Source organism: Cutibacterium sp. LaCa_286 (assembly GCF_057198075.1).
Genome location: NZ_CP191091.1, coordinates 973,185 through 999,364 on the forward strand (window position 1 = coordinate 973,185; position 26,180 = coordinate 999,364).

The 26,180-nt window shown below is 64.7% G+C and carries 20 protein-coding genes and 1 tRNA gene; 7 read left to right on the top strand and 14 right to left on the bottom strand.

Annotated elements, in window-relative coordinates; translation table 11 throughout:
• Positions 1-24 precede the first annotated feature (24 nt).
• Positions 25-1,743 carry an apolipoprotein N-acyltransferase gene (lnt, locus tag ACP8JZ_RS04220; protein ID WP_484482739.1) on the bottom strand — a complete coding sequence of 573 codons (1,719 nt, stop codon included), beginning with the start codon at positions 1,741-1,743 and terminating at the stop codon, positions 25-27.
• Positions 1,744-1,979: 236 nt separating this feature from the next.
• Positions 1,980-2,489: an Lrp/AsnC family transcriptional regulator gene (locus ACP8JZ_RS04225; RefSeq protein ID WP_306517063.1), complete on the bottom strand. Its 510-nt coding sequence runs from the start codon at positions 2,487-2,489 to the stop codon at positions 1,980-1,982.
• A gap of 141 nt (positions 2,490-2,630) precedes the next feature.
• On the opposite strand from ACP8JZ_RS04225, the gene ACP8JZ_RS04230 reads away from it, so the two are divergent.
• Entirely contained in the window at positions 2,631-3,896 is a 1,266-nt protein-coding gene (locus ACP8JZ_RS04230) for an acetyl-CoA hydrolase/transferase family protein (RefSeq protein WP_484482740.1), read from the top strand.
• 151 nt (positions 3,897-4,047) lie between these two features.
• Here ACP8JZ_RS04230 and ACP8JZ_RS04235 read toward each other — a convergent pair whose 3' ends face one another.
• A complete protein-coding gene (locus tag ACP8JZ_RS04235; protein ID WP_306517061.1) occupies positions 4,048-4,968 on the bottom strand; it encodes an HAD family hydrolase in 921 nt (306 codons plus the stop codon).
• A gap of 183 nt (positions 4,969-5,151) precedes the next feature.
• Between ACP8JZ_RS04235 and ACP8JZ_RS04240 the strand changes: the two genes are divergently transcribed.
• Together ACP8JZ_RS04240 and ACP8JZ_RS04245 are read left to right on the top strand one after the other, a co-directional pair.
• On the top strand, positions 5,152-7,125 hold the full coding sequence (locus ACP8JZ_RS04240) for an OPT family oligopeptide transporter (protein ID WP_484482741.1): 1,974 nt from the start codon (positions 5,152-5,154) through the stop codon (positions 7,123-7,125).
• Positions 7,126-7,355: 230 nt separating this feature from the next.
• The gene (locus ACP8JZ_RS04245; RefSeq protein WP_484482742.1) at positions 7,356-7,961 is read left to right on the top strand and encodes a hypothetical protein; all 606 of its coding nucleotides are present in this window, start codon (positions 7,356-7,358) and stop codon (positions 7,959-7,961) included.
• A gap of 139 nt (positions 7,962-8,100) precedes the next feature.
• Here ACP8JZ_RS04245 and ACP8JZ_RS04250 read toward each other — a convergent pair.
• The 5 genes from ACP8JZ_RS04250 to ACP8JZ_RS04270 form a co-directional block, all read right to left on the bottom strand.
• Positions 8,101-8,174 (bottom strand) — tRNA-Pro (locus ACP8JZ_RS04250).
• An 88-nt stretch (positions 8,175-8,262) separates the two neighbouring features.
• Positions 8,263-9,696, bottom strand: coding sequence for a ribosome biogenesis GTPase Der (gene der / locus ACP8JZ_RS04255; RefSeq protein WP_323458849.1), 1,434 nt, complete (start codon positions 9,694-9,696; stop codon positions 8,263-8,265).
• A 78-nt stretch (positions 9,697-9,774) separates the two neighbouring features.
• Positions 9,775-10,452 (bottom strand): (d)CMP kinase, encoded by a 678-nt coding sequence (gene cmk, locus ACP8JZ_RS04260; RefSeq protein WP_323458848.1) that lies wholly within the window; start codon positions 10,450-10,452, stop codon positions 9,775-9,777.
• Positions 10,453-10,529: 77 nt separating this feature from the next.
• A complete protein-coding gene (prcA, locus tag ACP8JZ_RS04265; RefSeq protein ID WP_484482743.1) occupies positions 10,530-11,189 on the bottom strand; it encodes a proteasome subunit alpha in 660 nt (219 codons plus the stop codon).
• Positions 11,186-12,295 carry a 20S proteasome beta-type subunit gene (locus tag ACP8JZ_RS04270; RefSeq protein WP_021103313.1) on the bottom strand — a complete coding sequence of 370 codons (1,110 nt, stop codon included), beginning with the start codon at positions 12,293-12,295 and terminating at the stop codon, positions 11,186-11,188. Before ACP8JZ_RS04270 ends, prcA begins: the two co-directional genes overlap by 4 nt.
• Positions 12,296-12,602: 307 nt before the next feature.
• Between ACP8JZ_RS04270 and ACP8JZ_RS04275 the strand changes: the two genes are divergently transcribed.
• Genes ACP8JZ_RS04275 through ACP8JZ_RS04285 form a run of 3 tightly spaced genes read left to right on the top strand, consistent with a single transcriptional unit; the run spans position 12,603 to position 16,312 of the window.
• Positions 12,603-13,205 (top strand): TetR/AcrR family transcriptional regulator, encoded by a 603-nt coding sequence (locus ACP8JZ_RS04275; RefSeq protein WP_306517057.1) that lies wholly within the window; start codon positions 12,603-12,605, stop codon positions 13,203-13,205.
• A complete protein-coding gene (locus ACP8JZ_RS04280; protein WP_306517056.1) occupies positions 13,202-14,119 on the top strand; it encodes an ATP-binding cassette domain-containing protein in 918 nt (305 codons plus the stop codon). Before ACP8JZ_RS04275 ends, ACP8JZ_RS04280 begins: the two co-directional genes overlap by 4 nt.
• Positions 14,120-14,125: 6 nt before the next feature.
• Positions 14,126-16,312 carry a YhgE/Pip family protein gene (locus ACP8JZ_RS04285; RefSeq protein ID WP_484482744.1) on the top strand — a complete coding sequence of 729 codons (2,187 nt, stop codon included), beginning with the start codon at positions 14,126-14,128 and terminating at the stop codon, positions 16,310-16,312.
• A 230-nt stretch (positions 16,313-16,542) separates the two neighbouring features.
• Here ACP8JZ_RS04285 and ACP8JZ_RS04290 read toward each other — a convergent pair whose 3' ends face one another.
• Positions 16,543-18,150 (bottom strand): HAD-IA family hydrolase, encoded by a 1,608-nt coding sequence (locus ACP8JZ_RS04290; protein ID WP_306517054.1) that lies wholly within the window; start codon positions 18,148-18,150, stop codon positions 16,543-16,545.
• 114 nt (positions 18,151-18,264) lie between these two features.
• On the opposite strand from ACP8JZ_RS04290, the gene ACP8JZ_RS04295 reads away from it, so the two are divergent.
• Entirely contained in the window at positions 18,265-19,215 is a 951-nt protein-coding gene (locus ACP8JZ_RS04295) for a proteasome assembly chaperone family protein (protein ID WP_323458639.1), read from the top strand.
• Positions 19,216-19,290: 75 nt separating this feature from the next.
• On the opposite strand, the gene rpe is transcribed toward ACP8JZ_RS04295, so the two are convergent.
• The 5 genes from rpe to ACP8JZ_RS04320 all read right to left on the bottom strand — a co-directional run bounded on the left by rpe (position 19,291) and on the right by ACP8JZ_RS04320 (position 26,166).
• The gene (gene rpe / locus ACP8JZ_RS04300; protein WP_306517052.1) at positions 19,291-19,953 is read right to left on the bottom strand and encodes a ribulose-phosphate 3-epimerase; all 663 of its coding nucleotides are present in this window, start codon (positions 19,951-19,953) and stop codon (positions 19,291-19,293) included.
• Between the two features lie 84 nt (positions 19,954-20,037).
• Entirely contained in the window at positions 20,038-21,444 is a 1,407-nt protein-coding gene (locus tag ACP8JZ_RS04305; RefSeq protein ID WP_306517051.1) for an RsmB/NOP family class I SAM-dependent RNA methyltransferase, read from the bottom strand.
• Positions 21,441-22,388 (bottom strand): methionyl-tRNA formyltransferase, encoded by a 948-nt coding sequence (fmt, locus tag ACP8JZ_RS04310; RefSeq protein WP_306517050.1) that lies wholly within the window; start codon positions 22,386-22,388, stop codon positions 21,441-21,443. Before fmt ends, ACP8JZ_RS04305 begins: the two co-directional genes overlap by 4 nt.
• Positions 22,389-22,507: 119 nt before the next feature.
• The gene (locus ACP8JZ_RS04315; protein WP_484482745.1) at positions 22,508-24,679 is read right to left on the bottom strand and encodes a primosomal protein N' family DNA-binding protein; all 2,172 of its coding nucleotides are present in this window, start codon (positions 24,677-24,679) and stop codon (positions 22,508-22,510) included.
• Between the two features lie 8 nt (positions 24,680-24,687).
• Positions 24,688-26,166, bottom strand: coding sequence for an NAD-dependent succinate-semialdehyde dehydrogenase (locus ACP8JZ_RS04320; RefSeq protein WP_484482746.1), 1,479 nt, complete (start codon positions 26,164-26,166; stop codon positions 24,688-24,690).
• Positions 26,167-26,180 lie beyond the last annotated feature (14 nt).

Here is a 26,180-nt window from a genome sequence, read left to right on the forward strand (position 1 = left end):
GTTCGCACCTGTGACACTGGGTGTTCATCGGGACCGCTCAGTCTTCGTCACTGTGAGGCTCCGAGCAGATGCGTGGTAATTCCGTTCGGGACTGCGTCGGTTGCCACGCAAGGAGGCAGACATGGCGATCAGGAGCACATTTGCCACAGCGACGCCGACGCTGATCCAGGTGATCCACGGCGTCAGCACCACGCCCCAGGACACGCCGTCGGTCAACGGCACGCTCACCGAACGATGGGTGTGGGTGCCCTCCGTGGTGTGCGTCACCACCTCACCAGTCGACGTGATGAGCCCGGACAATGACGAAGTGGTCGACACGACGATCGGGCGCCCCAGCTCGATGGCTCGCGCCCGCGTCATGCGCCACTGCTGATGGGGCTGCCGAGTCGCAGTGTAGGTCGCGTTGTTGGACTGCACGGCAATGAGCTGGGCTCCGTTGCGTACCGTGTCATGGACCGTCGGGTCGTACGCCAGCTCGAAACAGATCACGTCTCCCACGACGACGTGTTCACCGGCGATGCGGGCGTCGATGACGCCGGGGGTGGTTCCCGGTACCGACTGACGACCCACCTGTTTGAGCACTGGGATCAGGGGAAGCAAGGTGCTGCGCCACGGGATCCACTCGCCGAAGGGTACCAGATTGCGCTTGTGATAGACGGATGTCGGTGCGTGGGCGTGAGTGGGCCACCACATGCCAGTGGTCTGACGTTCGTCCTCGTGGGGGCCATGGGTGACGGCCCCCACGAGGATCGGCTGATGGGCGATCGTAGATGCCAGGGTGATGACCCGCCCCACCTCGGGATGCTGGACCGGGTCGATGTCGGTGGAGTTCTCCGGCCACAACAGGAAATCAGTGGCAGGACGCCCATGCGCCCGATCGTCGGCCACCTGGGCGATGGTTTCGGAGAGATGGTTGGCCGTCACCGAGCTGGCATAGCCTGTTGCATGTGAGCCAGCGGTGCCGTCCACACCGCCTTGGACGATCCCCACTCGTACCGATCGGATGGGCTCGGTGGTACCGGAGCGTCCCTTCGCAGGTGGAGTGTGGTCCGTCAACTGGGGTGGAGGGGCTGAGCCGGATCCTCTCGCCTCGGACGGAATGCTGCTTGCCGCGGGCGCTGCTCCGGTCGCCGCACGACCTGCCCCGGGGTGATTGCTCGTCCACGTGCCCACGGCACACATGAGTCCCAACACCAGGACCAGTACCGTCGCGTCCACGAGCTGGTGTGCCCTTCTTCGGTACAGGACGGTGAAGGCAAGCAGTTGGCCCGCCAGCGCCACCATGAGGCTCACACCCACTGCTCCGATCCACCGCAGCATTCCGGCAGCCGGGGTGTCCATCGCCGACCATGCCAGACGCACCCATCCGAACCCACCGACCGGCCAGCGGGCGAGCAGCACCTCGGTGGCGCTCCACATGCACGCAGCCCACACCGGAGCACCCGGCAGGTCACGCACCAGACGGATCGTCCACGCGGTGAGGGCAGGGAACATCCCCAGGACGGCGATGAGCAGCACGGCCACTGGCCACCCCAGCACCGAGGCCCACGAAACCATCGAGGCGTACAACCCCAGTCCGAACAGGTATCCCAGCAATGGTGCGCGTCTGGCTGGACGCCAGCAGACGATCACGGTGAGTGCGGCGACCCCCGGAACCGTCAGCCACTGACCGCCTGGGATCTGCCCCAGCCCCGTGGCCACTCCGGCCACCACGGCGAGCAGACCACGGCAGAATCGCGCCACGCGGCCCTCCCGGGTGAACCATTCCGGCGGGGTACGTATCTTCTCACCAGACGTGATGTGGGCGTGTCGTACGTGCCTCTGCCGCCAAGGCAGGTGGACCTCCGCGTCCTGCCCATCCGATTCCTTCGAGTGGGCAGACGCAGATGCGGGGCCCCGCAGTGCAGGAATCGTTTTCGTCGAAGGGGCATCTGTCGATCTCGGTGCAGGTGGTTTCGCCGCTGAATCCGGCGAGGCGTTCACCGCACCAGTCCGTCTGCCGGAATCCTCCGCTCCCCCACCATGTTGAGGTCGTCGAAGATGGTGTCGAGCACGACGATCGTCTCCGTGCTGCAGTTGCACAGGGTACGAATGCGGGTGAGCAGGTGATCGAGCTCAGTGGGAGTGCGCGTCTGCACCCGGATGAGGTATGAGGCACGCCCAGCGATGGAGTGGCAACCGCGTACCTCGGGGAGGGTGAGGAGCTCGCCGGGGATGGCGACATCGTCCTGGGGTTCCACGGGCATGATGTGGATGAAGGCCGTGATCCCAGCCCCGATGGACTCCAGATCGATGACGGCCTTGTAGCCCGTGATGACTCCCCTGGCCTCCAGACGACGCACCCGCTGCTGTGCTGCGGAGGTGGACATGCCGGTCTCCTTGCCCAGATCCGTCCATGACATGCGCCCGTCGGACTCCAACAGGGCCAGAATGTGGCGGTCGGTGGCATCCAGCTCGTCGGAGGTGCCGCCGTCCGGTCGTGTCGTCATCAGAGAAATCCTGTCCATGCGGGGTAGGCCAACCATAACAAACCGTTGCACAGGACCTGTCGCAAAAATTGATTCCTCCGCCACGGGGAGCTGGGGGATGACCAACTGCGGGGAATGCGCATCTGCCACTACGGTTGGGGTATGAAAGTGCTGACCACGACGGCTTTTTGCAGGGTACTGCACGCTCTCGGAGACAATCCTCGAGTGGTGACTCCTGGTTCTGCAGCCACCCCGCTTGAGGCTCTCCACCTCATTGACGAACAGCTGGATCGCTGGACGTTGTTCTGCGTCAACGCCCCGGTTAACGTGCCCACCCGCGCCGAGGTCACCCACGAGACCATCTTCGTCGGTCCGGGACAGCGTCATGCCGAACACGTCGAGTTCCTGCCCGGTCGGCTGAGCAACACACCGGACTTGCTCAGGACCACCCGCACACCTGATCTCGTCGTCCTGCACACCACCACCCCCAGGAACGGCCAGGTCTCCATGGGCATCGAGGTGCAGATCATGCCGGCTGCCGTGGAGGCAGCGCGTGCCAGTGGAGGAATGGTTGTGGCAGTCATGAACCCACACATGCCGTTCATCGCTGGCGACGGCGTCGTGTCCACCGACGAGATCGACTACGGCATCGAGATCGACGCGCCACTGCTCACCGTCGACAAGGCCAGCCTCGATGATGCCTCCATGACGATTGGGGACACGATTGCCGCACGCATGGGTGAAGGGGCGACAATTCAGGCGGGAATCGGTGCCGTTCCCGACGCCGTGCTCTCCTGTCTGCAACAGCCCCAGGTCGACTCGCACCCCGGACTACGCTCGGTCACCACCCAACGCCATCTGGGCGTGTGGACCGAGCTCATCGGCGACGGGGTGCGCGAGGTGGACGATGCCGGTGTGCTCGACCCGGATCGCCCGATCGTGGGAACCTTCCTGATCGGTGGTGACGAATTGTACGAATGGGCCGGGCGTCAATCCCGGTTGCAGTTGTTGCGGTGCGAGCGGACCAATGACCCCGGGACCATCGCCCGGCAGCCGGCCATGACAAGTGTCAACACCGCCATGCAGGTGGATCTGTTCGGGCAGGTCAATGCCTCACGGATCGGTACGCGGATCTTCTCCGGTACGGGTGGTGCCACCGATTTCCTCGTCGGGGCGCTGCACTCCCCCGGCGGTCAGGCACTCGTTGCGATGCGAAGTTGGCATCTCAAGGCTGGCGTGTCGACGATCGTCGACAAGCTCGATGCACCGGTCACCAGCGTGCAACCCACCGCCGTCGTCACCGAGCAGGGGGTGGCCGAGCTGTTCGGGAATTCTGAGCGGGAACAGGCTCGTCAACTCATTGAGAATGCCGCCCACCCCCAGGCGCGCTCCCAGCTGAGACAGGCCGCGGCCCGGTACGGGTTGTAGCGATGGTCGGGTGCTGCTCCAGATCAGGGGCCTCAGTCCAAATCAGGGACCCCTGTTTGCCCAGCTGCTTTGGCAGGAGAGGATCGGCAGGTGCGATGGCCACGGATCCCTCACCGACCGAGCCGACCTCTCACCGGTCGAGGCAGACCTCTCACAGGCCGAGCAGGGCACTCAACACCTGCACCACGCCGTCCTCGGTGTTGGGCGGGGCAAGGTACGCCGCCTTGTCGATGACCTGGGGGTGGGCGTTGGCCATGGCGAACGACATCGTCGCGCAATCCATCATGGCGAGGTCGTTGAGGTAGTCACCGAAGACGACCGTCTCGTCACGGCTGATCCCCAGACGACCCTGCACCTGCAAGAGGGCAGAACCCTTGTTGGTGCCGACATTGGACATGTCGATCCAGTGCTGGCCGGAGACCGTCACCTGGCACAGCTCGGCGAAGTCTGCCATCCGCGGTGCCAGAACGGTCTCCGCATCGTCGAGACAGTGGATCGCCACCTTCACCGCCCCCTCACACACCGCACCGTTGTGGGTGTCGAGGAGGTCCGTGGTGACCTCGTGTGACAGGTAGTAGGGAGTCACCTCGCGCAGGAACGGCTCGTCGTCGCGTTCCACATAGCCACACTCGGGGTGGCACACCACTGCCGCACAGTCGATTCCCGCTGCCCTCAGCTCACGTACCCGGATGATCGTGCGTCGTACCACCTGGGGGTCCAGCGGTGAGGAATAGATCAGTTCACCATCCATGACGACGTTCGTGCCGTTCTCGGCAATGATGAGGCTGTGGCCCGGTACTGCCGGGAACTGTGCTGTCAGGGCGGCACATTGACGTCCGGAGGCTGGGGCGAAGACGATGTTGCGTCGGGCCATCGCCTGCAGGATGGGTTCCAGCCCTTCGGGCAGGTGATGGTCGGGACGCAGCAGGGTTCCATCCATGTCCGTGACGACGAGTCGGATCCTCGAGGCCAGAGGGTTGGTCTCCGGTCTCAGCTGGCGCAGGTTATCAGATCGGTGCGGGTTGTCAGGGACACTTGGGTCATGGAACAGGTGGTCGATGGCGTGCGTCACGACCCTATTGTGCCTGACAGAAGCACCATTGAGTCTGGTCGTGTGTGGCGGTGTGGCACTGGGCCCGCTGTGTAGCTGGTATCAAGACGTAGTAGAGTCCCCTTGACTCAGCGGCTGCTTCATACCCAGCGGCTGTTCTGGAAAGAACCTGGATCATCTGCGATCCGGTTGAAGGGAGAACTCATGTCACTTCCAGTGACTGAGCAGATGGGTACACGTGAGTTGACGGTGCGAGGAGTGCTCCTCGGCGGGTTGATCACCCTTCTGTTCACAGCAGCGAACACGTACATGGGGCTCAAGGTTGGTCTTACCTTTGCCACATCGATTCCTGCGGCCGTCATCTCCATGGCCGTGCTGCACATGTTCAAGAATCATTCGATTCAGGAGAACAACATCGTACAGACGGTGGCATCTGCTGCCGGTACCTTGTCGGCAATCGTCTTCGTCCTGCCCGGCCTCATCATGGTCGGATGGTGGAATCACTTCCCCTACTGGACGACCCTGGCCATCTGTGCGATCGGCGGAATCCTCGGCGTCATGTACTCGATTCCACTGCGTCGGGCGTTGGTCACAGGTTCTGACCTGCCGTACCCCGAAGGTGTGGCAGCGGCCGAGGTACTCAAGGTCGGTGACACCACCGAGGGCGCCCAGGCCAACAAGGTCGGCATCCGGGTCATCATCATGGGATCCATCGCCTCGGCCCTGTACCTCGTCGGGACGTACCTCGGCGTCGTCAAGGGTGAGATTCGCAAGAACCTCAAGGTGGGCAACACCAGCACCTACATCGGTGCCGGACTGTCCATGGCCCTCATGGGCGTGGGGCACCTCGTCGGCCTGACGGTGGGTATTGCCATGCTCGTCGGCGTCGTCATCTCCTACGGGTTCGTGCTTCCCTGGCAGATGCATGGCAAACCCATCGGCATGATCGACGGTGTCTTCGCTCATCAGGTGAGGTTCGTCGGTGCTGGAACGATGGCGATCGCAGCAGTGTGGACCCTGCTCAAGATTCTCGGTCCGATCATTCGCGGTATCAAGGAAGCCCTCGTCTCGCACCGCAAGCAGCGTGCTGGTCAGACCGTTGACCTCACCGAGCGTGATCTGCCGATGAGCGTCGTGCTGCTCGCCGTCATCGCCTCACTCATCCCGATCGGCCTGTTGCTGTGGGACTTCCTGCGCGACACTGCCGTACATGGCGGGATCTCCGGCCTCATTCTCGTGACGATCGTCTTCATCCTGCTGGTGGGTCTGCTCGTTGCCTCGATTTGTGGCTACATGGCTGGTCTCATCGGCGCCTCGAACTCCCCCGTCTCGGGAGTCGGTATTCTCGTGGTCATCCTCACCGCCCTCATCATTCGTGCCACCCACCATGCCACCGGTGTGGAGGAGTCCAAGGTGCTGGTGGCGTACACCCTGTTCACTGCGGCGATCATCTTCGGCATGGCGACGATCTCCAACGACAACCTGCAGGACCTCAAGACGGGCCAGCTGGTCGGCGCCACCCCCTGGAAGCAGCAGGTGGCGCTCATCATCGGCGTGATCTTCGGCTCGGCCATCATTCCGCCGGTGCTCAGCCTCATGCACCAGGCCTTCGGCTTCCAGGGAGCTCCCGGAGCCGATCCCAAGACTGCTCTGGCGGCCCCGCAGGCTGGACTCATGTCGTCGCTGGCCCAGGGTGTGTTCGGTGGCAATCTTGAGTGGAACCTCATCGGGCTGGGCGTGCTCATCGGTATCGGTGCCATCATCGTCGACGAGCTGCTCGGGCACTTCACCGATCGCATGCACCTCTCGCCGCTGGCCGTGGGCATGGGCATGTACCTGCCGATCATGACGTCGGTGGCCATCCCCATTGGTGCCCTGCTCGGTGTGGGCTACGACAAGTGGGCCCAGCGGGCCGGGGGTGACGTCGAGGGCAAGAAACGCACCGGTGTGCTGCTGGCGACCGGCCTCATCGTGGGCGAGGCCATCATGGGCGTCATCTACGCCGGTGTCGTCGTCGCCACCGGAAATGGTTCCGTGCTCGACGTCATCGGCGACTCCTCCTACGGCAACTACGCCGATTACGTCGGTCTCATCGTCATCGCCCTCATGACGTGGGGGGTCTACAGCCGCGTCAAGAAGATGGCTGTCGCGCGGGAGAATGCCAGTACCTCGCAGTGACTGTCACATGCATGTGATCGGTTGATCGATTATCAGTTGCCTGGTGCCGTACGGTGCCAGGCAACTGCCTTCTCAGGCATGACGGATCTGTGTCAGGCTCACTCCCCTCACCGAAAAGTTCTGCGGGGCCGACGATGGGGTTTCCCGGGCCGCATGGGCTGGTCCCAACGGCATCTCGATGACGGCTGCCTCCGGCCTTGGGTGCATGGGTCGTGTGCAAGGATGGTCGCGTGAAGCGTTCCCCGGTGCAGGGCATCCTCGCTGCCGTCATCCTCGCCACTGTGTCCTTGCTCACCAACCTTCAGTCGCCTGAGGATCTGAGCGTCGTCGACGTCCAACCGCTTCTGGTGACTCGTCTGGTCCTGAGCTATCTCACCAACGGAGCCGTGCGGGCTCTCCTGCTCATCTTCGCGGGCTGGAGCTGGGGACGGCGATGGTGGCAGGCCGCTCTCTGGGCGATTGTCTGCGGCGAACTGGCCTTGGCGGTCCATTACCTCCTTGGATGGGCCATAGGCTTCTTCGACTGGTCGGACGTGTTGTCCAATCTGTACTGGTTCGTGGTGGCACTGGGGGATGGTCTCCTGCTGGGTGTCGCAGGTTGGGTCATGCGTAGGACCGACGGCTGGGGTTTTGCCGCGTCCCTGCTCGTGCCAGGGGGGCTCATCGCCGAGCCAGTGATGAATCTGCTACCCGCTCGGGACTGGTTGAGGCCATCCGACGCGGTGGCGCTCAGGACTGCCGGGTGGATCGAGCTCGTGATCGGGGTGGTGCTGCTGCTGCTGGTGCTCCTCACCTGGCGGTTCGTCGCGCGACGCCCTGGTGAACGCAGCCAGTGATGTGGCCGTTGCTGCCGGGTGGGCAAAGTCCATGACTTGTATGGGTGGTCGTGAGTACACGTGCTTGGGATCTCTGCACCGTCCACATGTCGTGGCCCGAGCCACCAAACCGCGTCATTGCGTGCTCAACAGCCTCTTGTCGGGCTGACAGGATTTGAACCTGCGACCCCTTGACCCCCAGTCAAGTGCGCTACCAAACTGCGCTACAGCCCGATGGACTCGGTTGTGAATCCGAAGAAGAACATTAGCGTACTTTCATCGGCTACGACAAATCGACTCCGCCGGGCAGCAGCGTGAGCTCTCAACTGGTCGGCCTGCCGCGTCCGCCACGGCGTTCCCTGGGCCTGATCTCCACCTGAACCGGCGTCCCCTCGAATCCGAAGTCCTCACGCAGCCGGCGTTCGATGAAACGCACGTAGCTGTCGTCCATGACACCACTGGTGAACAGGGCGAAGGTCGGTGGACAGTTGTGGGCCTGGGTGCCGAAGAGAATGCGAGGCTGCTTGCCGCCGCGCACCGGGTGCGGATGGGACGCGGTGAGTCGTCCGAGGAAGGCATTGAGCTTGCCGGTCGACACCCGGGTCTCCCACCCGTGCAGGGCGGTCTCGATGTTCCTGGACAGCTTGTCGACGCCTCTCCCCTTGAGGGCGGAGATGTTGATCCGCGGGGCCCAGGCGAAGGCCTGTACGTCCCGTTCTATCTCGCGTTCCAGGTACCGGCGACGCTCCTCGTCGGTGAGGTCCCACTTGTTGTAGGCGACGACCAGGGCACGCCCGGCCTCCTCGACCATGTTGAGGATGCGCATGTCCTGGTCACTGATCGGCTCGGAGGCGTCGATGACGACGATGCACACCTCGGCTCGCTCGATGGCGGTCTGGGTGCGTAGGGAGGCGTAGAACTCGTGACCGGAGGCCTCCTTGACGCGTCTGCGCAGCCCTGCGGTGTCGATGAACCGGTACGGCACTCCCCCGACCGCCACGACCTCGTCCACCGGGTCGACGGTGGTGCCGGACATGTCGGAGACCACCGAGCGGTCCTGACGGGCCAACCGATTGAGCAGCGATGACTTTCCGACGTTGGGTTTGCCCACGATGGCCACCCGGCGTGGACCACCGACCAGGACCGGGGCTGCAGCGCGTTCCGGCAGCACGTCCACCAAGGCGTCGAGCAGATCGCCGGAGCCTCGTCCGTGGATCGCCGAGACCGGGTGCGGCTCCCCCAGGCCGAGATTCCACATGGCGGCCGCCTCGATCTCGGTGTGCATGTCGTCAACCTTGTTGGCGGCCAGCACCACCGGTTTGTTGCTACGGCGCAACACCTGCACCACGGCCTCGTCCTCATCGGTGGTGCCGACGGTGGCGTCGACGACGAGCAGGACGGCATCTGCGGTGGAGATGGCGAGTTCGGCCTGCTCGGCGATACGAGCCGCCAGGCCGTGGGCGTCCGAGGCCCAGCCGCCGGTGTCGACGAGGACGAAATCATGCCCAGCCCATTCGGCGTCGTAGGAGACCCGGTCCCGGGTCACACCGGGGGTGTCCTGCACGACGGCCTCGCGGCGTCCCAGAATTCTGTTGACGAGTGTGGACTTGCCCACATTGGGCCGTCCCACGACGGCGACGACCGGTCGGGGAAGCTCCTCCTCGGCTGGCGCGTCAGCTTCCCGAGTCTCGGTGATCGAAACGTCAGGGGCATCAGCAGCCCGGACAGAGGCGATGGACTCATCTTCGAAGGGCATGTCGTACTCCTGGTCGACGAACAACTAGCTCAATTTACATGATCGCAGTGAGGTTGGCAGCTCTGTGCCTGGGGGATTTCACCCCACCTGCTCAGTGAGTGCCACCACCCTGGCAACGACCTCGTCCAGGTCCAACGAGGTGGAGTCGATGAGGGTGACTCCCGGGGCCGGCGTCTCGAACTGACTGACGGTGGCGTCGTCCCGGTCGCGACGAACGATCTGGTCGTGCATCTGCGTCTGGTCCACGTCGTCACCCAGCTCACGGGCGCGTCGAGCCATCCGCACGGCGGGGTCGGCCACGAGCAGCACCCGCACCTGCGCATCGGGACACACGACAGTGGTGATGTCTCGCCCCTCGACGACGATCCGCCGATCGTTCCGTTCGACGATGTCGCGCATTCGTTCCACGAGCAGCACCCGCACCTGTGGGATCGTGGCAACTGCGGAGACCCGGGCGCTGGTACGCGGGTTGCGAATCTCCTCGGTGACGTCCACCCCATTGATGACCACCGTGTCGCGACCAGGCCGGGTGTCCACCCTGATGTCGGCGCTGCCTGCCAGATCGATGACCCGGTCAGGTTCGTCCTGGGGGTTGATCCCGGCTCGGGACACGGCGCAGGCCAGTGCGCGATACATGGAGCCGGTGTCCAGATGCGCAAGACCCAACCGGGTGGCAACCATGCGCGAGGTCGACGACTTGCCCGAACCGCTGGGCCCGTCAATCGCAATCACCATTTCACCATTGACACGTGCCATGTCCGCATCTCCTTTCTCGGTGCGAGTTCGATGGGCTCGATGGTGAGCCTGGTGAGGACCCACCGCGGTGTTGCTCGTCACGGCTGCCGCAGATCCGTGCCTAGATCGACACGGTGGAATGCCCGGGGGCCGCGTCCGCGCTCCAGCAGTGCAACCTCCATCTGATCCACCGGGACGCCGAGACGTGTTGTCACAGTGTGGACCACCTCGTCCAGCGGCTGCTGTTCGGTGAGATCGGCCTGCAGCCTCGTGGTTCGATCCTGGTTGGCACCAAGGATCACTGGACCGACGGACTCGCTCACGGTGCCATCGGCGTCGATGGTGAAGATGGCATCGGCTTGACTCGTCGTTCCCAGTTCGGCCAAGGCCATCTGCACTTCGTAGGGTTTGGTCGTCGGGTCGGCGAAGGCGGCTCCCAGATGCCGGCCGTACCAGCTGGCCAGGGACTGTGCGTGCACATCGGTGCGGGAGTACAGATATGCCGAGATGTCCGCCTGTCGAATCCCAGCGATGCGCAGCATCTCGATCTCGCTGAACTTGCCCACGGCAGCCATCCCGATGCCACCCAGGATCTCCCCGGTGCGATGCAGTTGCGCGGACACCTGCGGGCCCACGAGGGCGATTCCGCTGGCGCACTGGGCCACGACCAGCGGCAGATGGGGGGCCAGGGCCTCGTGCAGAAAGCGATGACGATCGTCCACCCACTGCTGTGGCGGCACGTACCACGGTGTGCTCATCGGTCCTCCCCATGCAGTTTTTCAGACCCGTGCAGCTCCTCAGACTCGCGCATCTTCTCAGACGTGGTGCGTGACTTCTTCGACGTGTTCTGGTCCAGACCGTCCTCATGGGGGCTATGCGTCTGGCCGGAGGCCCCTTCCTGGTGTTCGCCACCAGAATCCTCGCCACTGGCGAGGGATGACGCATCGTCAGTTGTGTGCTCGAGGTCGGCGGGGTCCTCGCTCGTGGCCGCGTCGGAGGTGGCGTCTGTCGGGTTGGAGGTGTCGTCAGTGGGATGTGTCCGCGGTGTGGCGGCGGTCGTGTCGGTCCCGATGGTGTGTGCGTCCACCAGGTCCTTGAGCCAGCGTCGCACCTGGGTCGTGTCCGGGGTGGTGATCCCACTGGGGTCGATGATGCGCACCTCGGGGACGACGGCATCGGCAAGGCTGGGCACCGGATCGTCGGCAGTTGCAGCGTGAACGGCCTGCAGGGTCATGTGAATCGCCTGGGCCTGGCTCATCGCAGCCAGGTTGGCATTGCTCAGATGGTTCTTGGCAAAGATCATCCCCTTGCCGGCGCAGGCGAAGGAGGCCTCCTCGATGCGTCCACCGGTGACGTCGTAGCTGAAGATGCGGGCGCGATGACGGTCCTCGTCCCATCCGGCGAGGATCGGCGTCACGAGGATTCCACCCGAGGTGGGGGTGTTGGTGACGCGTACCAGATTGGACAGTCGTGCTGCCTGACCATCCAGGGACAGACGATGGCCATCGACCTTCTCGAAATGCTCCACCTCGATGGTGAACAGGCGCATCGTCTCGAAGACGAGACCGCTGGGTCCGGCCATGGCAGTCACGGCGTGACTCGCGGTGGAGCTGATCACCTGGCCGATGTCCTGCTGGGTGATGACGTGTCCCAGGGCGCTGCGCCGATGTGCGGCGATGACGACACCCTGGGTGTACTTCACCGCGACGATGGAGGTGCCGTGACGTCTCATCTCCGGAGCCGAGGAGTCGATGGACGCTGGCGGCCACATCTGAGGAGCCATGCTGCTCAACAGCTCGGCAAACGATGCCGTGTCAGGGGTGAGGTATTCATTGGAGCGTTGGGTGAGCGGTTGCTGGGTCATGCTCCTCCTTGCCTGTCGACGACGTGTCCAGACTATCGGGACGCAGCCCTCACGCCAGATGTGAAGCTGATCTTCCGGAGAGCCGTGACGTATTCGTTTCTCACCCACCCTTGACCACGGCGTGCAACCAGCGCAGTGTGATCGCCCTTGCCCCGAGGTGTCCGGAGGAATGCGTCCAGGTGTCCACTGCGTGACACTTTCATGAGAATCCTTCAGCACAGCGGTGAGCATTTTGGATCGACCACGATGATCACTACGATGGGGACCCGATTCCGCTGGTATCGGACCTTGGAAAGACACGGTGACCATGACGCAGGACACGGGGCAGGCGCGCCCGGACGTACGCGCTGCCATCCTCGCCTCAGCGGCGCAGAACTTTCAGGAGCACGGTTACTCCGGTGCAGATCTGCGCACCATTGCCCGGGACGCTGGGTACACCAAGGGGGCCATCTACTCCAGTTTCGGGTCCAAGCCCGAACTGTTCTGCCAGGTGTGCATGGCCCATTCACGCATCGAACTGGAGTCCATCGCCCAGACCATCGACCAGGTACGTACCAGTGGGAGCTCCGACCCAGTCGGTGACTTCAGCCGTCGTGTCGCGGCCTCACTGATGGACGATGTTCCTTGGCAGCTACGTCTCGCCGAGTTTCGTCAGATCGCCAACTCCGATCCCAAGGTCGCCCTGGCCTACCGGGACTTGGTGGTACAGCGGTTTGACGCCATCTGCGAGGCCCTGGCCACCTTCTCGCCATCCATGGGAATCGACGGCGCAGACATGCAGACGATGTCCATCGCCATCCTTGGTCTGGCCAATGCCATGGCCCTGGAGCACTGTGCACTGCCCGACATCGTCACCGAGTCACTGGTGGCAGATGCCATCTGTCGAACTATCAAGGGAATTCTGCAATGACTGAACCGCTCGTACATGCGGTTGGACTGACGGCCTCGGCACGTCAGGGAACGATATTCGGTCCTCTCGACCTCGACCTGTACCCGGGGCAACTGGGTATCGTCCATGGCGATCGGGGATCTGGAAAGTCTGCCCTGCTGTTGTCCTTGACGGCACGATTCCGGCGGGCAGAGGGTACCTTGTTCATCAACGGCATCAACGCGATAGAAAAACCCTACGAGGCGATGAAGTACACCAGCGTCGCCCGACTTGCCGATTACGTGCAGCCCGAGGATCGTCTCACCATCGACGAGTCGGTGGTGGAGCGGTGCTACATCGACGCGATTTCCGCCCAGCAGGGCAAGGATCGGGTTCGTGAGTTCGAGGAGACCTTGGGCATGACGATCGACCACTCCTGTGAGCTCGAGCAGCTCTCGTCGGTGGAACGGGCTGTCGCCTCCGTGTGCCTGGCCATGCTGCGCCCCGCCAAGGTCATCGTCCTGGACGACGCAGATTCCATGGTCCCCCACCGCCATCAGCGTCCACTGTTCGACATCCTGCTCAAACTTGCCCGGCATGAGGATGCCACTATCATCGCTGCGACGATGGATGACGACTCGGTGCCTCCCGAGGCCGTGGATCTCGGCCTTCCGCGATCCAAACGCATGGCCATGGCCCAACCGATCAAACTCGATCAGCTGCCCCGGTTCAGCACCAAACGTCGCGAGGCAGCTGCCCAGCAACCCGGACCCGATGGTTTCGTCCCCAGCAGGTCACGTTCCGAGGAACCCGCGTCCTACACCGCTGGTGAGGAGAAACAGGAATCCGGCCCGGGCCCCGCCCCGGATCCAGGCGAGGACTCAGACGGTGCGCCCACCCTTGGTGACGTCTTTCGCCATGACGGTGACAGTTCCGCACACGACAACGAGGAGTGACAGTTCATGTTGATCAACCTGGCCAAGCTTCTCAAGTACGAGTTCCGTCGATTCAAGGGACGCTCCCGTCTGGCGTTGTTCTTCGTGCTCATCATCCCGCTGCTCTACGGCGGGGTGTACCTGCACGCCAACTGGGATCTCTACGCCAACACCGACGACGTGCCCATCGCAGTGGTCGATCTTGACGAGCCGACCACCTTCGGTGACCGGACGGTCGATGGTGGCAGCCAGCTGGAGGGGCAACTGAAGAACCGCCCCATGTTCGACTGGCGTTTCATGGGGACCGACTCCCAGGCTGCTCTCGACGGTCTGCGCGCCGGCGACTACTACATGGTCATCACCATTCCCAAGGACTTCTCCAAGAACCTCGTCAGTGCCGGTGACTACAAACCAGCTCGCGCCACCCTGCAGCTGCGTCGCGACGATGCCAATGGCTTCATCATCGGCCTGCTCACCTCCCAGGTGGAGACCTCGTTGGGCAAGGCCTTGGACGAGTCCGTCACCCAGACGTACTTCGAATCGGTCTTCGGCAACCTGCAGAAGGTCAAGGAGTCCCTGGGCAATGCCTCCAATGGTGCCAAGAAGGTCTCCGACGGCAACAAGTCCGTCAACGACGCCGTCACCGTCATGAACACCAAGATGCTCGACGCGACGAAGTCCTTGGGAGAAGGCCAGGAATCCGTCAATCGCGTCAACTCTGCCCTCAACGACGCCGACTCGGCATCGAGCAAGCTCACCCAGGCCGTCGGTCAGGCCAGGAATGGGAGTACGACGATTGCCGCTGCTGCGCAGGACGTCGGTGAGGACGCCCAGGTCGTCAATGCCCAGACCGGTCAACTCATCGATCAGATCAACAACAACCTGCCAGCTCTGCAGCAACAGGCGAAGCATCTGGTGACTGCCACCGGGAAACTCGAGAATCCCAACGGTCCCACTGTCACGACGATCAACAGCAATGTCTCCGGTGCCCGCGACGCGTCGACCCAGCTGCTTTCCACCCACCCGGAACTGGCCCATGACGCGCACTACATCGAGCTCGTCAAGAACCTCTCCGGGGCTGCCAGTGCGACGACGACCGTCTCGTCGAATGTCGCCGCCGTCGCCAACGCTTCCGCCGGGCTCAATCTGAGCCTCGACCAGTCCACGGCCAACCAGGCGGCACAGAACGCCAAGTCTGCCCTGGATCGCCTCAACCGCGACGTCGACAAGGCCAATGCGGGAACCGATCAGCTCAAGGCCTCCATGGCAACCGCCGAGTCCGGCGCCAAGGACATGGACTCCGCGGTGCACAAGGCCACCCAATCAGGTCGCGAGGCGACCGAGAAGATGCCCAAGGTGGTCTCGGGCGTTGTGCAACTGTCCAACGGACTGGGTCAGCTCAAGAAGGGCACCGACACCCTCACCACCGGTGCCAGCCAGTTGTCCACGGGACTGCAGGACGGCTACAAGAAGATGCCGAGCCTGAGCCCCACCCAGACCGAGACCATGTCGAAGGTCATGAGCACTCCGGTGGACGTCGAGCAGACGGTCGACCATCCGGCCAAGTACTACGGACGAGGCCTGGCGCCGATGTTCTTCTCCATCGCCATGTGGATCTCCGCGATCTCGACATTCCTCGTGCTGCGCACCATCTCCGGACGCGCCCAAGCTGGACGTGCCTCGTCGGTACGCCTGCTCATGATGGGATTCGGCCCAGCTGCCACCGTCTGCCTGGTGGGAGCACTCATCATGATCTTCGGTGTGTGGCTGGTTCTCGGACTGGATCCAGTGCACCCGTGGCTGCTCCTGTTGTTCGTGACGGTGACGTCGTTGGCCTGGATGGCGATGGCACACGTCCTACGACTCATCATGGGTAGTCCGCAGACCGCGGTCTTCCTCATCCTCCTCGTGCTGCAGCTGCCCACCTGTGGCGGCACCTTCCCGGTGACCATGTTGCCGGCCTTCTACGAGCATCTGGCGGTGTTCATGCCGATGAAGTACTCGGTGGATGCCTTCCGATACCTCATCTCCGACGGTCCGCTGCACTACTTCGTCACGGGTATCACGGTCCAAGCAGTCCTGCTCGCCATCAGCCTGTTCTGCATCGCCTGGCTGGGACACCGACACAAGAGGTTCCGGATGCGAGACCTGCACCCGCCGATGGTCACCTCCACCTCCAGTGGTGACTATGCCTTCTCGGTTCACCCCAGGTGATGGGCCTTCTCGGTTCCCCCGAGGTGATGGACCTCAGGGTTTCCCGGTGCACCGCTGCCGTGCTGGTGCACCGGGAGTGAGTCCGACGCGTCCTGGGTGACTAGAATCATCGCAGGACACGGCTGAGGGGCACGGGCAGGCCGAGGATCCTGCCGCGATGCCCACCGTCGGTCGTGGGTCCGGGGGTCACGCCCGGGCCCAGCAGGATCGTGACATCACCTGTGCGTCAGTCACTCGGCACGGGGATCCTCGGCACGGGGATTCGGCAGGTTGCGGGGATCCGGCAGATGGCTGGGCCGCGGGCCGTGGTAGTCGGGGCCGTACGCTCCGGGTGCCGGACGTCGCTTGCGGATCGGTGCCTGCACGCCAGGAGCGAGGCGACGGGCGATGACGAGGAAACCGGTGTGTCCCGTCGTCCCGTGTGCCGGGCGGATCGCCAACCCCTCGGCGTGCCACGGGCGAGTGGTGGTCTCGGTGGCTTCCGGTTCGGTCCAGCCGCCCTCGGCACGCAAGGTCTCCATCACTCGCCCCATCTGGGTGGTCGTCGCCACGTAGCAGCACAGCAGCCCGCCGGGTACGAGCACCCGTCCCACTGCGTCGATGCACTCCCACGGGGCGAGCATGTCGAGGATCGCCCGGTCGATGGGTTCCGGACCGATGTCGGTGACGAGATCTGCCACCTCGAGGTTCCACGTGTCTGGCGTCGTCCCGAAGAAGTTCTCGACATTGCGAGCTGCCACTTGGGCGAACTCGCCACGCCGTTCGTAGGAGTGCAGCCTGCCGGTCGGACCAATGGCACGCAGCAGTGGGATGGAGAGTCCGCCGGAGCCCACCCCCGCCTCCAGCACCCGTGCCCCGGCGAAGACATCTGCCCACATGACGATCTGGGCAGCTTCCTTGGGGTAGATGATGGCTGCTTCACGCGGCATGGACACGGTGAACTCGCTCAACGTGGGGCGCAGGGCCAGGAACTCCAGCCCGCCCACCGACGAGACGACGACCCCCTGCGGTCCCCCGATGAGGTCATCGTGACGCACGGCTCCCTTGGTGGTGTGGAAGATCCCGCCAGCCTTGAGGACGATTGAATGACGACGCCCCTTGTTGTCGGTGAGGGTGATCCGCTCCCCCTCACGCAGCACCCCGCCGCCCCCCGAGGCCAAGGGCACGGGCTGTTCCTGGGCCAGGTTCCAGAGCTTGACGAGATCGCTGGTGCGCAGACCGGACAGATCATGGCGATGAACACGTCGTGGTGCCGGGCCAGGGGTGGCTGCCCCGTCGACGACGAGGGTGACGGCACCAGCCGCGGCCGCGGCAGCAGCCCCGGTGGCCGAATCCTCGACGACGAGGCAGTCGGTGGCCGCCACCCCCAGCGCGGCAGCAGCGTCCAGGTAGGGACGGGGATGGGGTTTGGCCGTCTCGTGGTCCACGTCGTCAGCAGTGATGACAGCACCGAACCAGTCGGGATCGATGTGGTCGAGGATGGGCTGGACCGTCCTGCGCAGTGCGCTGGTGGCGATGGCCATCGGCACCCCGGCCTCGTGCAGGTCGGCCAACAGCTGCGGAACGCCGGGCATCCACGGAACGTCCTGTTCCCTGTTGAGCTGCGCAACGATGGCGACGAACTCGGTCAGCACCTCCTGCGCGCTCATCCCGTTGTCGATGATCCGAGCCATCTCCTGGCAGACTTCGATGACCGGCCGTCCGGTGAAATTGTGGGAGTCCTCGCCCCAGGACGTGCCGTAGCGTGCCAACAGGGTGTCCTCTGCCTGCGCCCACCGAGGTTCGGTGTTGACGAGGGTGCCATCGAAATCCCACAGGACGGCGGCGAACATGTGCATGGAGCGGCTCCGGAGTCTGGACGGGTCGGGTTGTCAGGGGCCCTGTCGAGGACCACCTCGACGGGTGCCCACGACTCTACCGGTACGAGGGGAACATGACATAGGCTGTGCACCATGCCGTCTTCACAGTCATCTGGTCCGTGGATCGTCGTCGGATTCTCAGGCTGGAACGACGCTGGAGGTGCCTCCTTCGATGCCGTCATGAACATCGTCGACCGGTACCACCTCATGCCATCGGTGGAACTGGACTGCGAGGACTACTACGACTACCAAATCCTGCGTCCCGTGCGGCGGGTGACGGATTCCGAGGCCACCATTACGTGGCCGACGACCACCCTGTGGCAGGGACTCGACGAGGATCAGCCCGTGGTGTGCGTCACCGGCCCCGAACCCAATCTTCGTTGGCGACGGTACTGTGCCGATCTCATCGAGAAGTTCGCGCGGCTCGACCCGGCCGGTGTCGTCGTGCTCGGTGCGATGATCTCCGACGTGCCCCACACCCGCCCGCTGCCGGTGTCGGGGGCGGTGAGTGATGCGCAGATGGCATCGCGGCTGGGCATTGACGAGGTGGACTACGAGGGGCCGGTCGGGCTGCCGTCCGTCCTCGTGGAGGAGGTACGTAAGTCTGGCACGGACGCCATGGGTCTGTGGGCGTTCGTGCCCCAGTACGCCTTCGAACCGCCCTGCCCTCCTGCCGTGCTTGCCCTGCTGCTGCGCGTCGAGGAACTCACCGGTCTGGCCCTGGTGTCCGAGGAATTGCGTGCGCAATCCCAGCAGTGGGTCGAGGAGGTCTCCCAGGAGGCCACCCAGACCGAGGGGCTGCCCGAGTACATTCGCGACATGGAGCAGGAGCAGGACGCCGACCTGCCCGAAGGGCTCACCGGAGACGTCCTTGCCGTGGAGTTCCAGTCGTACCTGCGCAATCGCAAGGCGGAACGGCAGACGGACTCCAGGCCCCGAACCGATGGCGACGATTCACAGTCCGAAACCGGTCCTGCAGGGCCACAGCCCCCGTCATCGAAGGAGGATCCCCCGCGGGGCGAGGAACCCGGCCCAGACATGTGATGACCATGTGGCACGTCACCGGTCGTGCAATCTCCCTGTTGTGGCCCTACCCCGTTCGACAGGGCTCAGGAGGTCTCAGGCCACGGCACGAGTGGCGAGTTCCCGCAACCGCTGCACCGCCTCATCGGGTGCCTCCGCCCGGTAGACGGCCGATCCCGCGACGAAGGTGTCGGCACCAGCCCGTGCCGCGCGGGCAATCGTCCGTGGCGAGACTCCCCCGTCGACCTGCAGCCAGATGTCCTTGCCAGTGCGGTCGATGAGCTCACGGGTCCGACGAATCTTGGGCAGGACGCAGTCCAGGAATGACTGACCACCGAATCCGGGCTCGACCGTCATGAGCAGCACCTGGTCGAACTCTTCGATGAAGTCTGCGATCTGCTCCACCGGGGTGGCCGGTTTCAGGGCGACGGCGGCCCGTCCACCTCGGGAACGAATCTCGCGGGCCAGACGGATCGGTGCCTTGGCCGCCTCCAGATGGAAGGTGACGGTCTGGGCACCAGCGTCGACATATCCCGGTGCCCACACGTCGGGATCCTCAATCATGAGATGCGCGTCGAACGGCAGATCGGTCACCTTGCGCAGAGCCTCGACCATCGGCACACCCATGGTGAGATTCGGCACGAAATGGTTGTCCATGACGTCGATGTGGACGCCGTCGGCGGACTCGATGCGTCCCACCTCCCGGCCCATGTCGGCGAAATCGGCATTGAGAATGCTCGGGGTGATGCGCACAGTCATGACCCCAGCCTAGAGGATCGGTGCCGATTCATAGATCTCTGGCCACGGCCTCGATGTGACCTCCCAGACAGCCCGTCACGGCCATCAGGACGTTCTACGCAGGACTGCGCAGAACATGGCATCGGTACCATGCCGGTGCGGCCACAGCTGGACGAACCTGCCGTCCGGGCCGGTGGCACAGTCGGGCACGCCGGCCATGAGACTCGGGGTGTCCAGGGCCTCCACCGGTTCGTGCCGGAGCGCCTGGCAGACGACTTCGGTGGTTTCGCGATGATGCGGTGAGCAGGTGACGTATCCAATGACACCGCCCGGCCTGGCCAGTGCGATGGCGTTGTGCAGGAGGCTCCGCTGCAGCAGCACGAGGGCCTCGAGGTCGCGTTCCCGCCAGCGGGACTCGGGACGGCGGCGCAGCGCTCCCAGACCGGAGCACGGCACGTCGGCCATGACGGCGGCACACACTCCGGGCCGCACGGGTGGATGGGTGCCGTCGGCGACGAGGACGGCGTGATCCCCGGGGATCGGTGCCAGAGCATGGGCAACCAGCTGGGCACGGTGCGGGTGCAGCTCACCGGCGGCGAAGAAACGATGGTGCTCGGCGGCCAGTGCGGCCAACAGTGCCGCCTTGCCCCCGGGGCCAGCACAGATGTCGACCCACGGTCCATCGACATCGCAGGCGTCGGCCAGGGCGGTTGCCACCAGTTGGGATCCTTCGTCCTGCACGCCGGCTCGTCCGTCGGCGACTGCCGGCACCTCGCGTGGATTTCCGGCGCGGTGCGCGCCGAATCGGGAGTACTCACACGCGCTCGCCCCTTGGGCGAGCAGTTCGTCGACCGTGGCGAGTCCGGGCCGCACGACGAGGGTGGGGGTCGCGGCGATGTTGTCGGCCATGAGGGCACGGCGCACCTCGTCGCAGCCAGCTCCACCGTCGGGCGCGTGATCCTCGGAATCGAGCGATTCGTCGCCCGCCAGAAGTTCTGCGTACTCCGTCACGATCCATCGGGGGTGCAGGCTGGCGATGGTAAGCTGCTCGACCGGGTTGTCGGGGGCAATGATCTCGGCCCACTCGGGCAGGCCGTGCAGGGAGATCTTGCGGGCCACGGCATTGACCAGCCCGGTGACCCGCTCCCCGATGACGTGGGCGGCAAGATCCACCGAGGTGCCGACAGCGGCGTGCGTCGGCACCCGCATCTGCAGGACCTGGTGGCAGGCCATCCGCAGGACGACGCGCACCCCCGGCTGCAACGTGCTGGCAGGACGTCCACCTGCAGCGGCGATGATGCGGTCCCAACTCCCGGTGCCGCGGGCCGTACCGTCCACCAGTTCGGTGGCGAAGGCGGCATCGCGCCCGGTGAGTGCGCTCATCCGTAGCTGCTCGGCCAGGGCGAGGTTGGCATAGGCACCGCGCGTCTCGGTGGCCAACAGAGCCGTGTAGGCGACGCGACGCACCGGGTCGCAGCGGCGACGACGCCTGGAATGCGATCGCGAACTCATGACAGCACCTTGCCATTCGGGTGTGCGCCACGTGCCCAGTCGGCACCGTGCATCGCCTTCTTGCCGAACGCCTGGACGTCCATGAGCCGCAGGACCCCCTCCCCCGTGCCCAGGTACAGGTTGTTCTTCGTGGCATGAAGCTCACCGGGGGCAAGGTCTGAGTCCAGATCTGCCTCGTGACTGCGTGCTGGATCGACGAGGCAGGTGCGCAGGATCTTGAAGCGTCTGCCATCCAGCAGTCCCCACGCCCCGGGGGCTGGGGACGTGCCACGGATGAGACGATTCAGGGTGCGAGCCGGCAGCGACGGGTCGATACGGGCCTCCTGTGGGGTGATCTTGGCGGCATGGGTGACGCCCTGCTCCGGTTGCGGGGTGGGGTCGATGCCATCAGCCATGCGGTCCAAGGCCGTTGCGATGAGACCGGTGGTGTCGGCGGCAAGACGTTCCAGAAGTTCACCGGAGGTCTCCGTGGGGCCAATCGTGGTCGTCATCGACGCATGAACCGCCCCCGCGTCGAGCTCGGGAACCAGTTGGAAGACGCAGGCTCCGGTCCGCTCATCACCTGCCATGATGGCTCGTTGGACCGGGGCGGCACCACGCCAGCGCGGCAACAGTGAGAAGTGCAGGTTGATCCAGCCGTGCTCGGGGATCTTGAGAAGATCGGCCGGGACGAGCCCACCGTAGGCGACGACCACTGCGGCATCCACGTCGAGACCGGCCACCTCGTCATGGCCAGCCCCCGTGCGTACCGAGGTGGCCTTGATGGTGCGAATCCCCCGCTGGTGCGCCAGGGCGGCCACCGGTGAGGGGCGCGCAGTGCGGTGCCGGCCCACGGCGGCGTCCGGGCGGGTGAGCACGGCCACCACGTCGTGGCGGGGGTCGTCGTCCAGTGCCGCCAGCGCCGGGCAGGCGATCTCGGGTGTTCCAGCAAAGAGCAGTTTCACAATCTCCAACCTATCCATCATTGCGTCGATGACGTGGTGCTCCAGCGGTGAGGGGCCGGATTCGGTGTCACCGTGGGGCAGGTGAGCCGGCGTTGTACTGAGTCGTGCACGGGGAGAGTTCACATCTCGGTGGTGCCATCCATGCGGATGCGCAGGGTCCCCTCGGCACGACTCATGGTGTGCTGGGCACGTAGGTGGGCAAGGATGGTGGCCAGAGAGGCTGCCTCACTGGCCGGGGTGCGCACGATCGCCTGGAGACGGGGCTCGTCGTCACCGTGCCGGTTCGGGATCGGCACCGGTCCCAACACGTCGACATGTGCCGGTGTTCCGGTGAGGGCCGTCGCATCGCTGGATGCGGCGCACAGCTGCTCGACGGCGGCCTGCACGGCCTGGTCCGAGCCACTGATGATGGCGGCGCACGTCGCTGGGGGAAAACCCGCCTCCAGACGGTCGGCAAGCTCTCGTCGGGCCCAGCCCACCGGGTCATTGCGAATGAGCGCCTGCACGGCACGGTTCCCCGTCGGGCCCACCAGCACCACCCGTCCCCCCTCCGGGGCGCCCTGCACCAGGGAGACGACGTGGAACCACCGATCCACGGTCTGCTCGACGCTGGTGAGCCCGGGCCGTTCCAGGGCCGAGGTGGCGTCCAGCACCACGGCAGCGGCATACCCGGACTCCGAGCGTGGCTCTGCCCCTGGGGTGCACACCACGAGGACGGGCTGCGTCCCAATCGTCGTGGTGACGTGATCGGACGAGGAGTCGACGACCGTCGTGTCGGGGAAGGCCTGTCCCAGTTGTTCGGCAGTGGTGCTGGCACCCACCAGACCGGATCGGATCGTCGTGGCGCCACAGGTGGCGCACGACCAGTCCGTCTGCTTCTGCCCGCACCACTGGCAGGTGAGCTCGGTGCCGTCGGTGGTGCGACGCGCGTGCATCGGCCCGCCGCACGAGGAACAGACGATGGGTGTACGGCAGCGGTCACAGGACGGACGCACCAGGTCTCCGGTGCGAGCAACCTGAACCAGGACCGGTCCCTGAGCGAGCCCAGCACGAATGGTCTGCAGGGCAAGGTCGGGGATGCGTACCGAGGTCGCCAGGGGGTCACGGGCCAGGGCGACATCGGAATCGCCGGGTACCCGCACGGGTGCGCACACCCGACGTTCCGTCTTGTGATCGGCCTGGATGAGGGCGAGCCACCCCGATTCCAGCCAGCGGGCCACCGGCACCGAGCAACCGTGGTCGGCCAGCAGGAGCGCAGCGTGTTCGGTGTGGGCACGTAGTGCCGCCACGTCTCGAGTGTTGGGGTACGGGGCACGTTTCTCGTCGTGGACGTCCGATCCCTCGTCCCACACACAGATGACACCAAGATCTCGCAGTGGAGCCATGACGGCCGAACGTGTTCCGACGACGATCCGCGCCTGGCCGCGTAGCACTGCCAGATAGTTGCGCCACCGAGCGGCAGTGGACTGCTCGGCATGAAGTCTGGCCACCGTCCCTGGCCCCAGCTGCGATTCCAGGGTTTCGGCGAGTTCATCGACCTCCTCAACAGTGGGAGCGCAGCACAGGGCAGTACGGCCGCTGACCACGGCTGCCGACACGGCTTGACACAGTCCCAGTGTCCAGGAACCCAGTGCGAGCTCATCGGCTGGTCCACTCACCGGTGTCACCCGCCAGAAGCCGCGTGGGGACTCTCCTGCTCGCACCTGGGTGAGGAACTGGGCCCCACGTTCAATGGCAGCCATCCCCGAGACGGTGGTGTCCCGCGTGGTGACAAGTCGAGGCTCGGCAGATCCGGTCACATGGGGTTCTGTTGCGACAGGATCATGTGCACCGCGTCCCGTTGTGGTGAGTCGGGGGCTGTCGGGGGCGGGAACGTCGTGTCCGAGTGGTCGGGGCTGTGGCCACTCGGGCGGGGTGGCAGCCTCGGTGCGGGCATGACGGGTGGGAATCGCCCAGCGCAGGACGTCCTCCAGGGTTCCGGCATAGTGGTCGGCCACCGCGCGTGCCAGTCGCAGCTGCTCGACAGTCGTGACCGGCTGGGCCGAGACCACCTTCTCCAGATTCGCCAGCTGCATCCCCGCGATGTGGTCATGGTCGACGGCGAGCACGATTGCGTCACACAGGCGTCCGGCCAGTCGTACGCGCACCCGCACCCCGACACTCACCTGCTCCACGAGGTCGGCAGGCACCAGGTAGTCGAATGGCCGATCAAGATGGGCCAACCCCGAGGCGACGCAGACGTGCGCCACCCACTGCTCGTCAGGAATCACCAGATCCTCGTCCGAGGTCATCTGCTTGCTCACCCCAGGCGCACGTATTTCAGCTCGAGGTATTCACTGAGTCCTTCGTGAGAGCCCTCACGTCCGATCCCGGACTCCTTTACCCCGCCGAACGGTGCAGCCGGGTCAGAGGCCACCCCGACGTTGACGGCGACCATTCCGGAATCGAGTCTGCGCACCACATGACGCACCTGGTCCAGATCCTGGCCGGCGACATAGGCCATGAGTCCGAACTGTGTGTCATTGGCCAGGTCAAGCATCTCGTCGACGTCGTCACAGACGATGATGGGCGCCACTGGTCCGAAGATTTCCTCATGGCACACCCGGGAATCGGCAGGAACGTCCTTGAGCACAGTCGCTGGGTAGAAGAACCCCTCCCGGTCCGGGATCGTGCCTCCCGTGAGGACCGTTGCACCTCGCGACACCGCGTCGTCGACGAGTTCAGCACACCTGGTCACAGCGTCGGGGTCGATGAGCGGGCCCAGCGTGGTTGCCGCGGAACAACCGTCACCGAGAACCAGTTTCTCGGTCTGCACCACGAAGGCATGGATGAATTCATCAGCTACGTCAGAATGGACGTAAATCCGGTTTGCAGCAGTGCACGCCTCACCATTGTTGCGGAATTTTCCAGCCATGGCGGCAGTGACTGCGGTGGCGATGTCTGCGCTGTCCAGGACGAGGAACGGAGCATTGCCACCCAGCTCCATCGAGGTGCGCAGCACATGCTCACTGGCCCGGGAGAGCAGGTCACGTCCCACCTGGGTGGAACCGGTGAACGACATCTTGCGCAACCTGTGATCGCTCATGAGATGGTTGGAGAACTCCGAGGAGCTCGTCGGTACCACACAGTTGACGACCCCATCGGGGACACCGGCATCCCGCAGGATCTCCATGAGCAGCAGTGCGGTCAGTGGTGTCGCCGATGCGGGCTTGAGGATGACGGGACAGCCTGCTGCGAGGGCTGGGGCGATCTTTCGAGTGCCCATCGACAGGGGGAAGTTCCACGGTGTGATGAGCAGGCACGGTCCCACTGGCTGGAAGGTGACGATCATGTCCTGCCCCACCGAACCAGGCGCCGGGCGGGCGCGTCCCGGGCCACGTACCGCCTCCTCGGAGAACCAGCGCAGGAACTCCGCGCCATAGGTGACCTCGCCATAGGACTCGGCCAGCGGCTTGCCCATCTCCAGGGTCATGGTGAGGGCCAGGTCATCAGCTCGTTCGTGGCACAACTCGTAGGCACGACGCAATGTCTCCGAACGACGTCGTGGGGTGGACTCAGCCCATGCGGGCCCGGCAGTGCAGGCAGCCGTCAGGGCAGCGTCCCCACTGGTCCGCGGGTCTGCGGCGGACATGGTGAGGAGATCCTCACCAGTGGCCGGATTGACAACGTGCATGTGTGGTTCACCATCAATGAAGTGACCATTGATGAATGAGCTTCGTGGTAAACGGGAGATGAGGTCATCAACGACCTGTGGGGCTACGGGAAGCTCGATGGTCATGGCAAGCCTTTCCG

Bases quoted from the DNA above. Each gene is read 5' to 3' on its own strand.
- ACP8JZ_RS04225 (WP_306517063.1), bottom strand. From the start codon at position 2,489: ATGACGACACGACCGGACGGCGGCACCTCCGACGAGCTGGATGCCACC.
- ACP8JZ_RS04230 (WP_484482740.1), top strand. From the start codon at position 2,631: ATGAAAGTGCTGACCACGACGGCTTTTTGCAGGGTACTGCACGCTCTC.
- ACP8JZ_RS04240 (WP_484482741.1), top strand. From the start codon at position 5,152: ATGTCACTTCCAGTGACTGAGCAGATGGGTACACGTGAGTTGACGGTG.
- der (WP_323458849.1), bottom strand. From the start codon at position 9,696: ATGCCCTTCGAAGATGAGTCCATCGCCTCTGTCCGGGCTGCTGATGCC.
- cmk (WP_323458848.1), bottom strand. From the start codon at position 10,452: ATGGCACGTGTCAATGGTGAAATGGTGATTGCGATTGACGGGCCCAGC.
- prcA (WP_484482743.1), bottom strand. From the start codon at position 11,189: ATGAGCACACCGTGGTACGTGCCGCCACAGCAGTGGGTGGACGATCGT.
- ACP8JZ_RS04270 (WP_021103313.1), bottom strand. From the start codon at position 12,295: ATGACCCAGCAACCGCTCACCCAACGCTCCAATGAATACCTCACCCCT.
- ACP8JZ_RS04275 (WP_306517057.1), top strand. From the start codon at position 12,603: ATGACGCAGGACACGGGGCAGGCGCGCCCGGACGTACGCGCTGCCATC.
- ACP8JZ_RS04280 (WP_306517056.1), top strand. From the start codon at position 13,202: ATGACTGAACCGCTCGTACATGCGGTTGGACTGACGGCCTCGGCACGT.
- ACP8JZ_RS04285 (WP_484482744.1), top strand. From the start codon at position 14,126: ATGTTGATCAACCTGGCCAAGCTTCTCAAGTACGAGTTCCGTCGATTC.
- ACP8JZ_RS04290 (WP_306517054.1), bottom strand. From the start codon at position 18,150: ATGCACATGTTCGCCGCCGTCCTGTGGGATTTCGATGGCACCCTCGTC.
- ACP8JZ_RS04295 (WP_323458639.1), top strand. From the start codon at position 18,265: ATGCCGTCTTCACAGTCATCTGGTCCGTGGATCGTCGTCGGATTCTCA.
- rpe (WP_306517052.1), bottom strand. From the start codon at position 19,953: ATGACTGTGCGCATCACCCCGAGCATTCTCAATGCCGATTTCGCCGAC.
- ACP8JZ_RS04305 (WP_306517051.1), bottom strand. From the start codon at position 21,444: ATGAGTTCGCGATCGCATTCCAGGCGTCGTCGCCGCTGCGACCCGGTG.
- ACP8JZ_RS04315 (WP_484482745.1), bottom strand. From the start codon at position 24,679: ATGACCTCGGACGAGGATCTGGTGATTCCTGACGAGCAGTGGGTGGCG.
- ACP8JZ_RS04320 (WP_484482746.1), bottom strand. From the start codon at position 26,166: ATGACCATCGAGCTTCCCGTAGCCCCACAGGTCGTTGATGACCTCATC.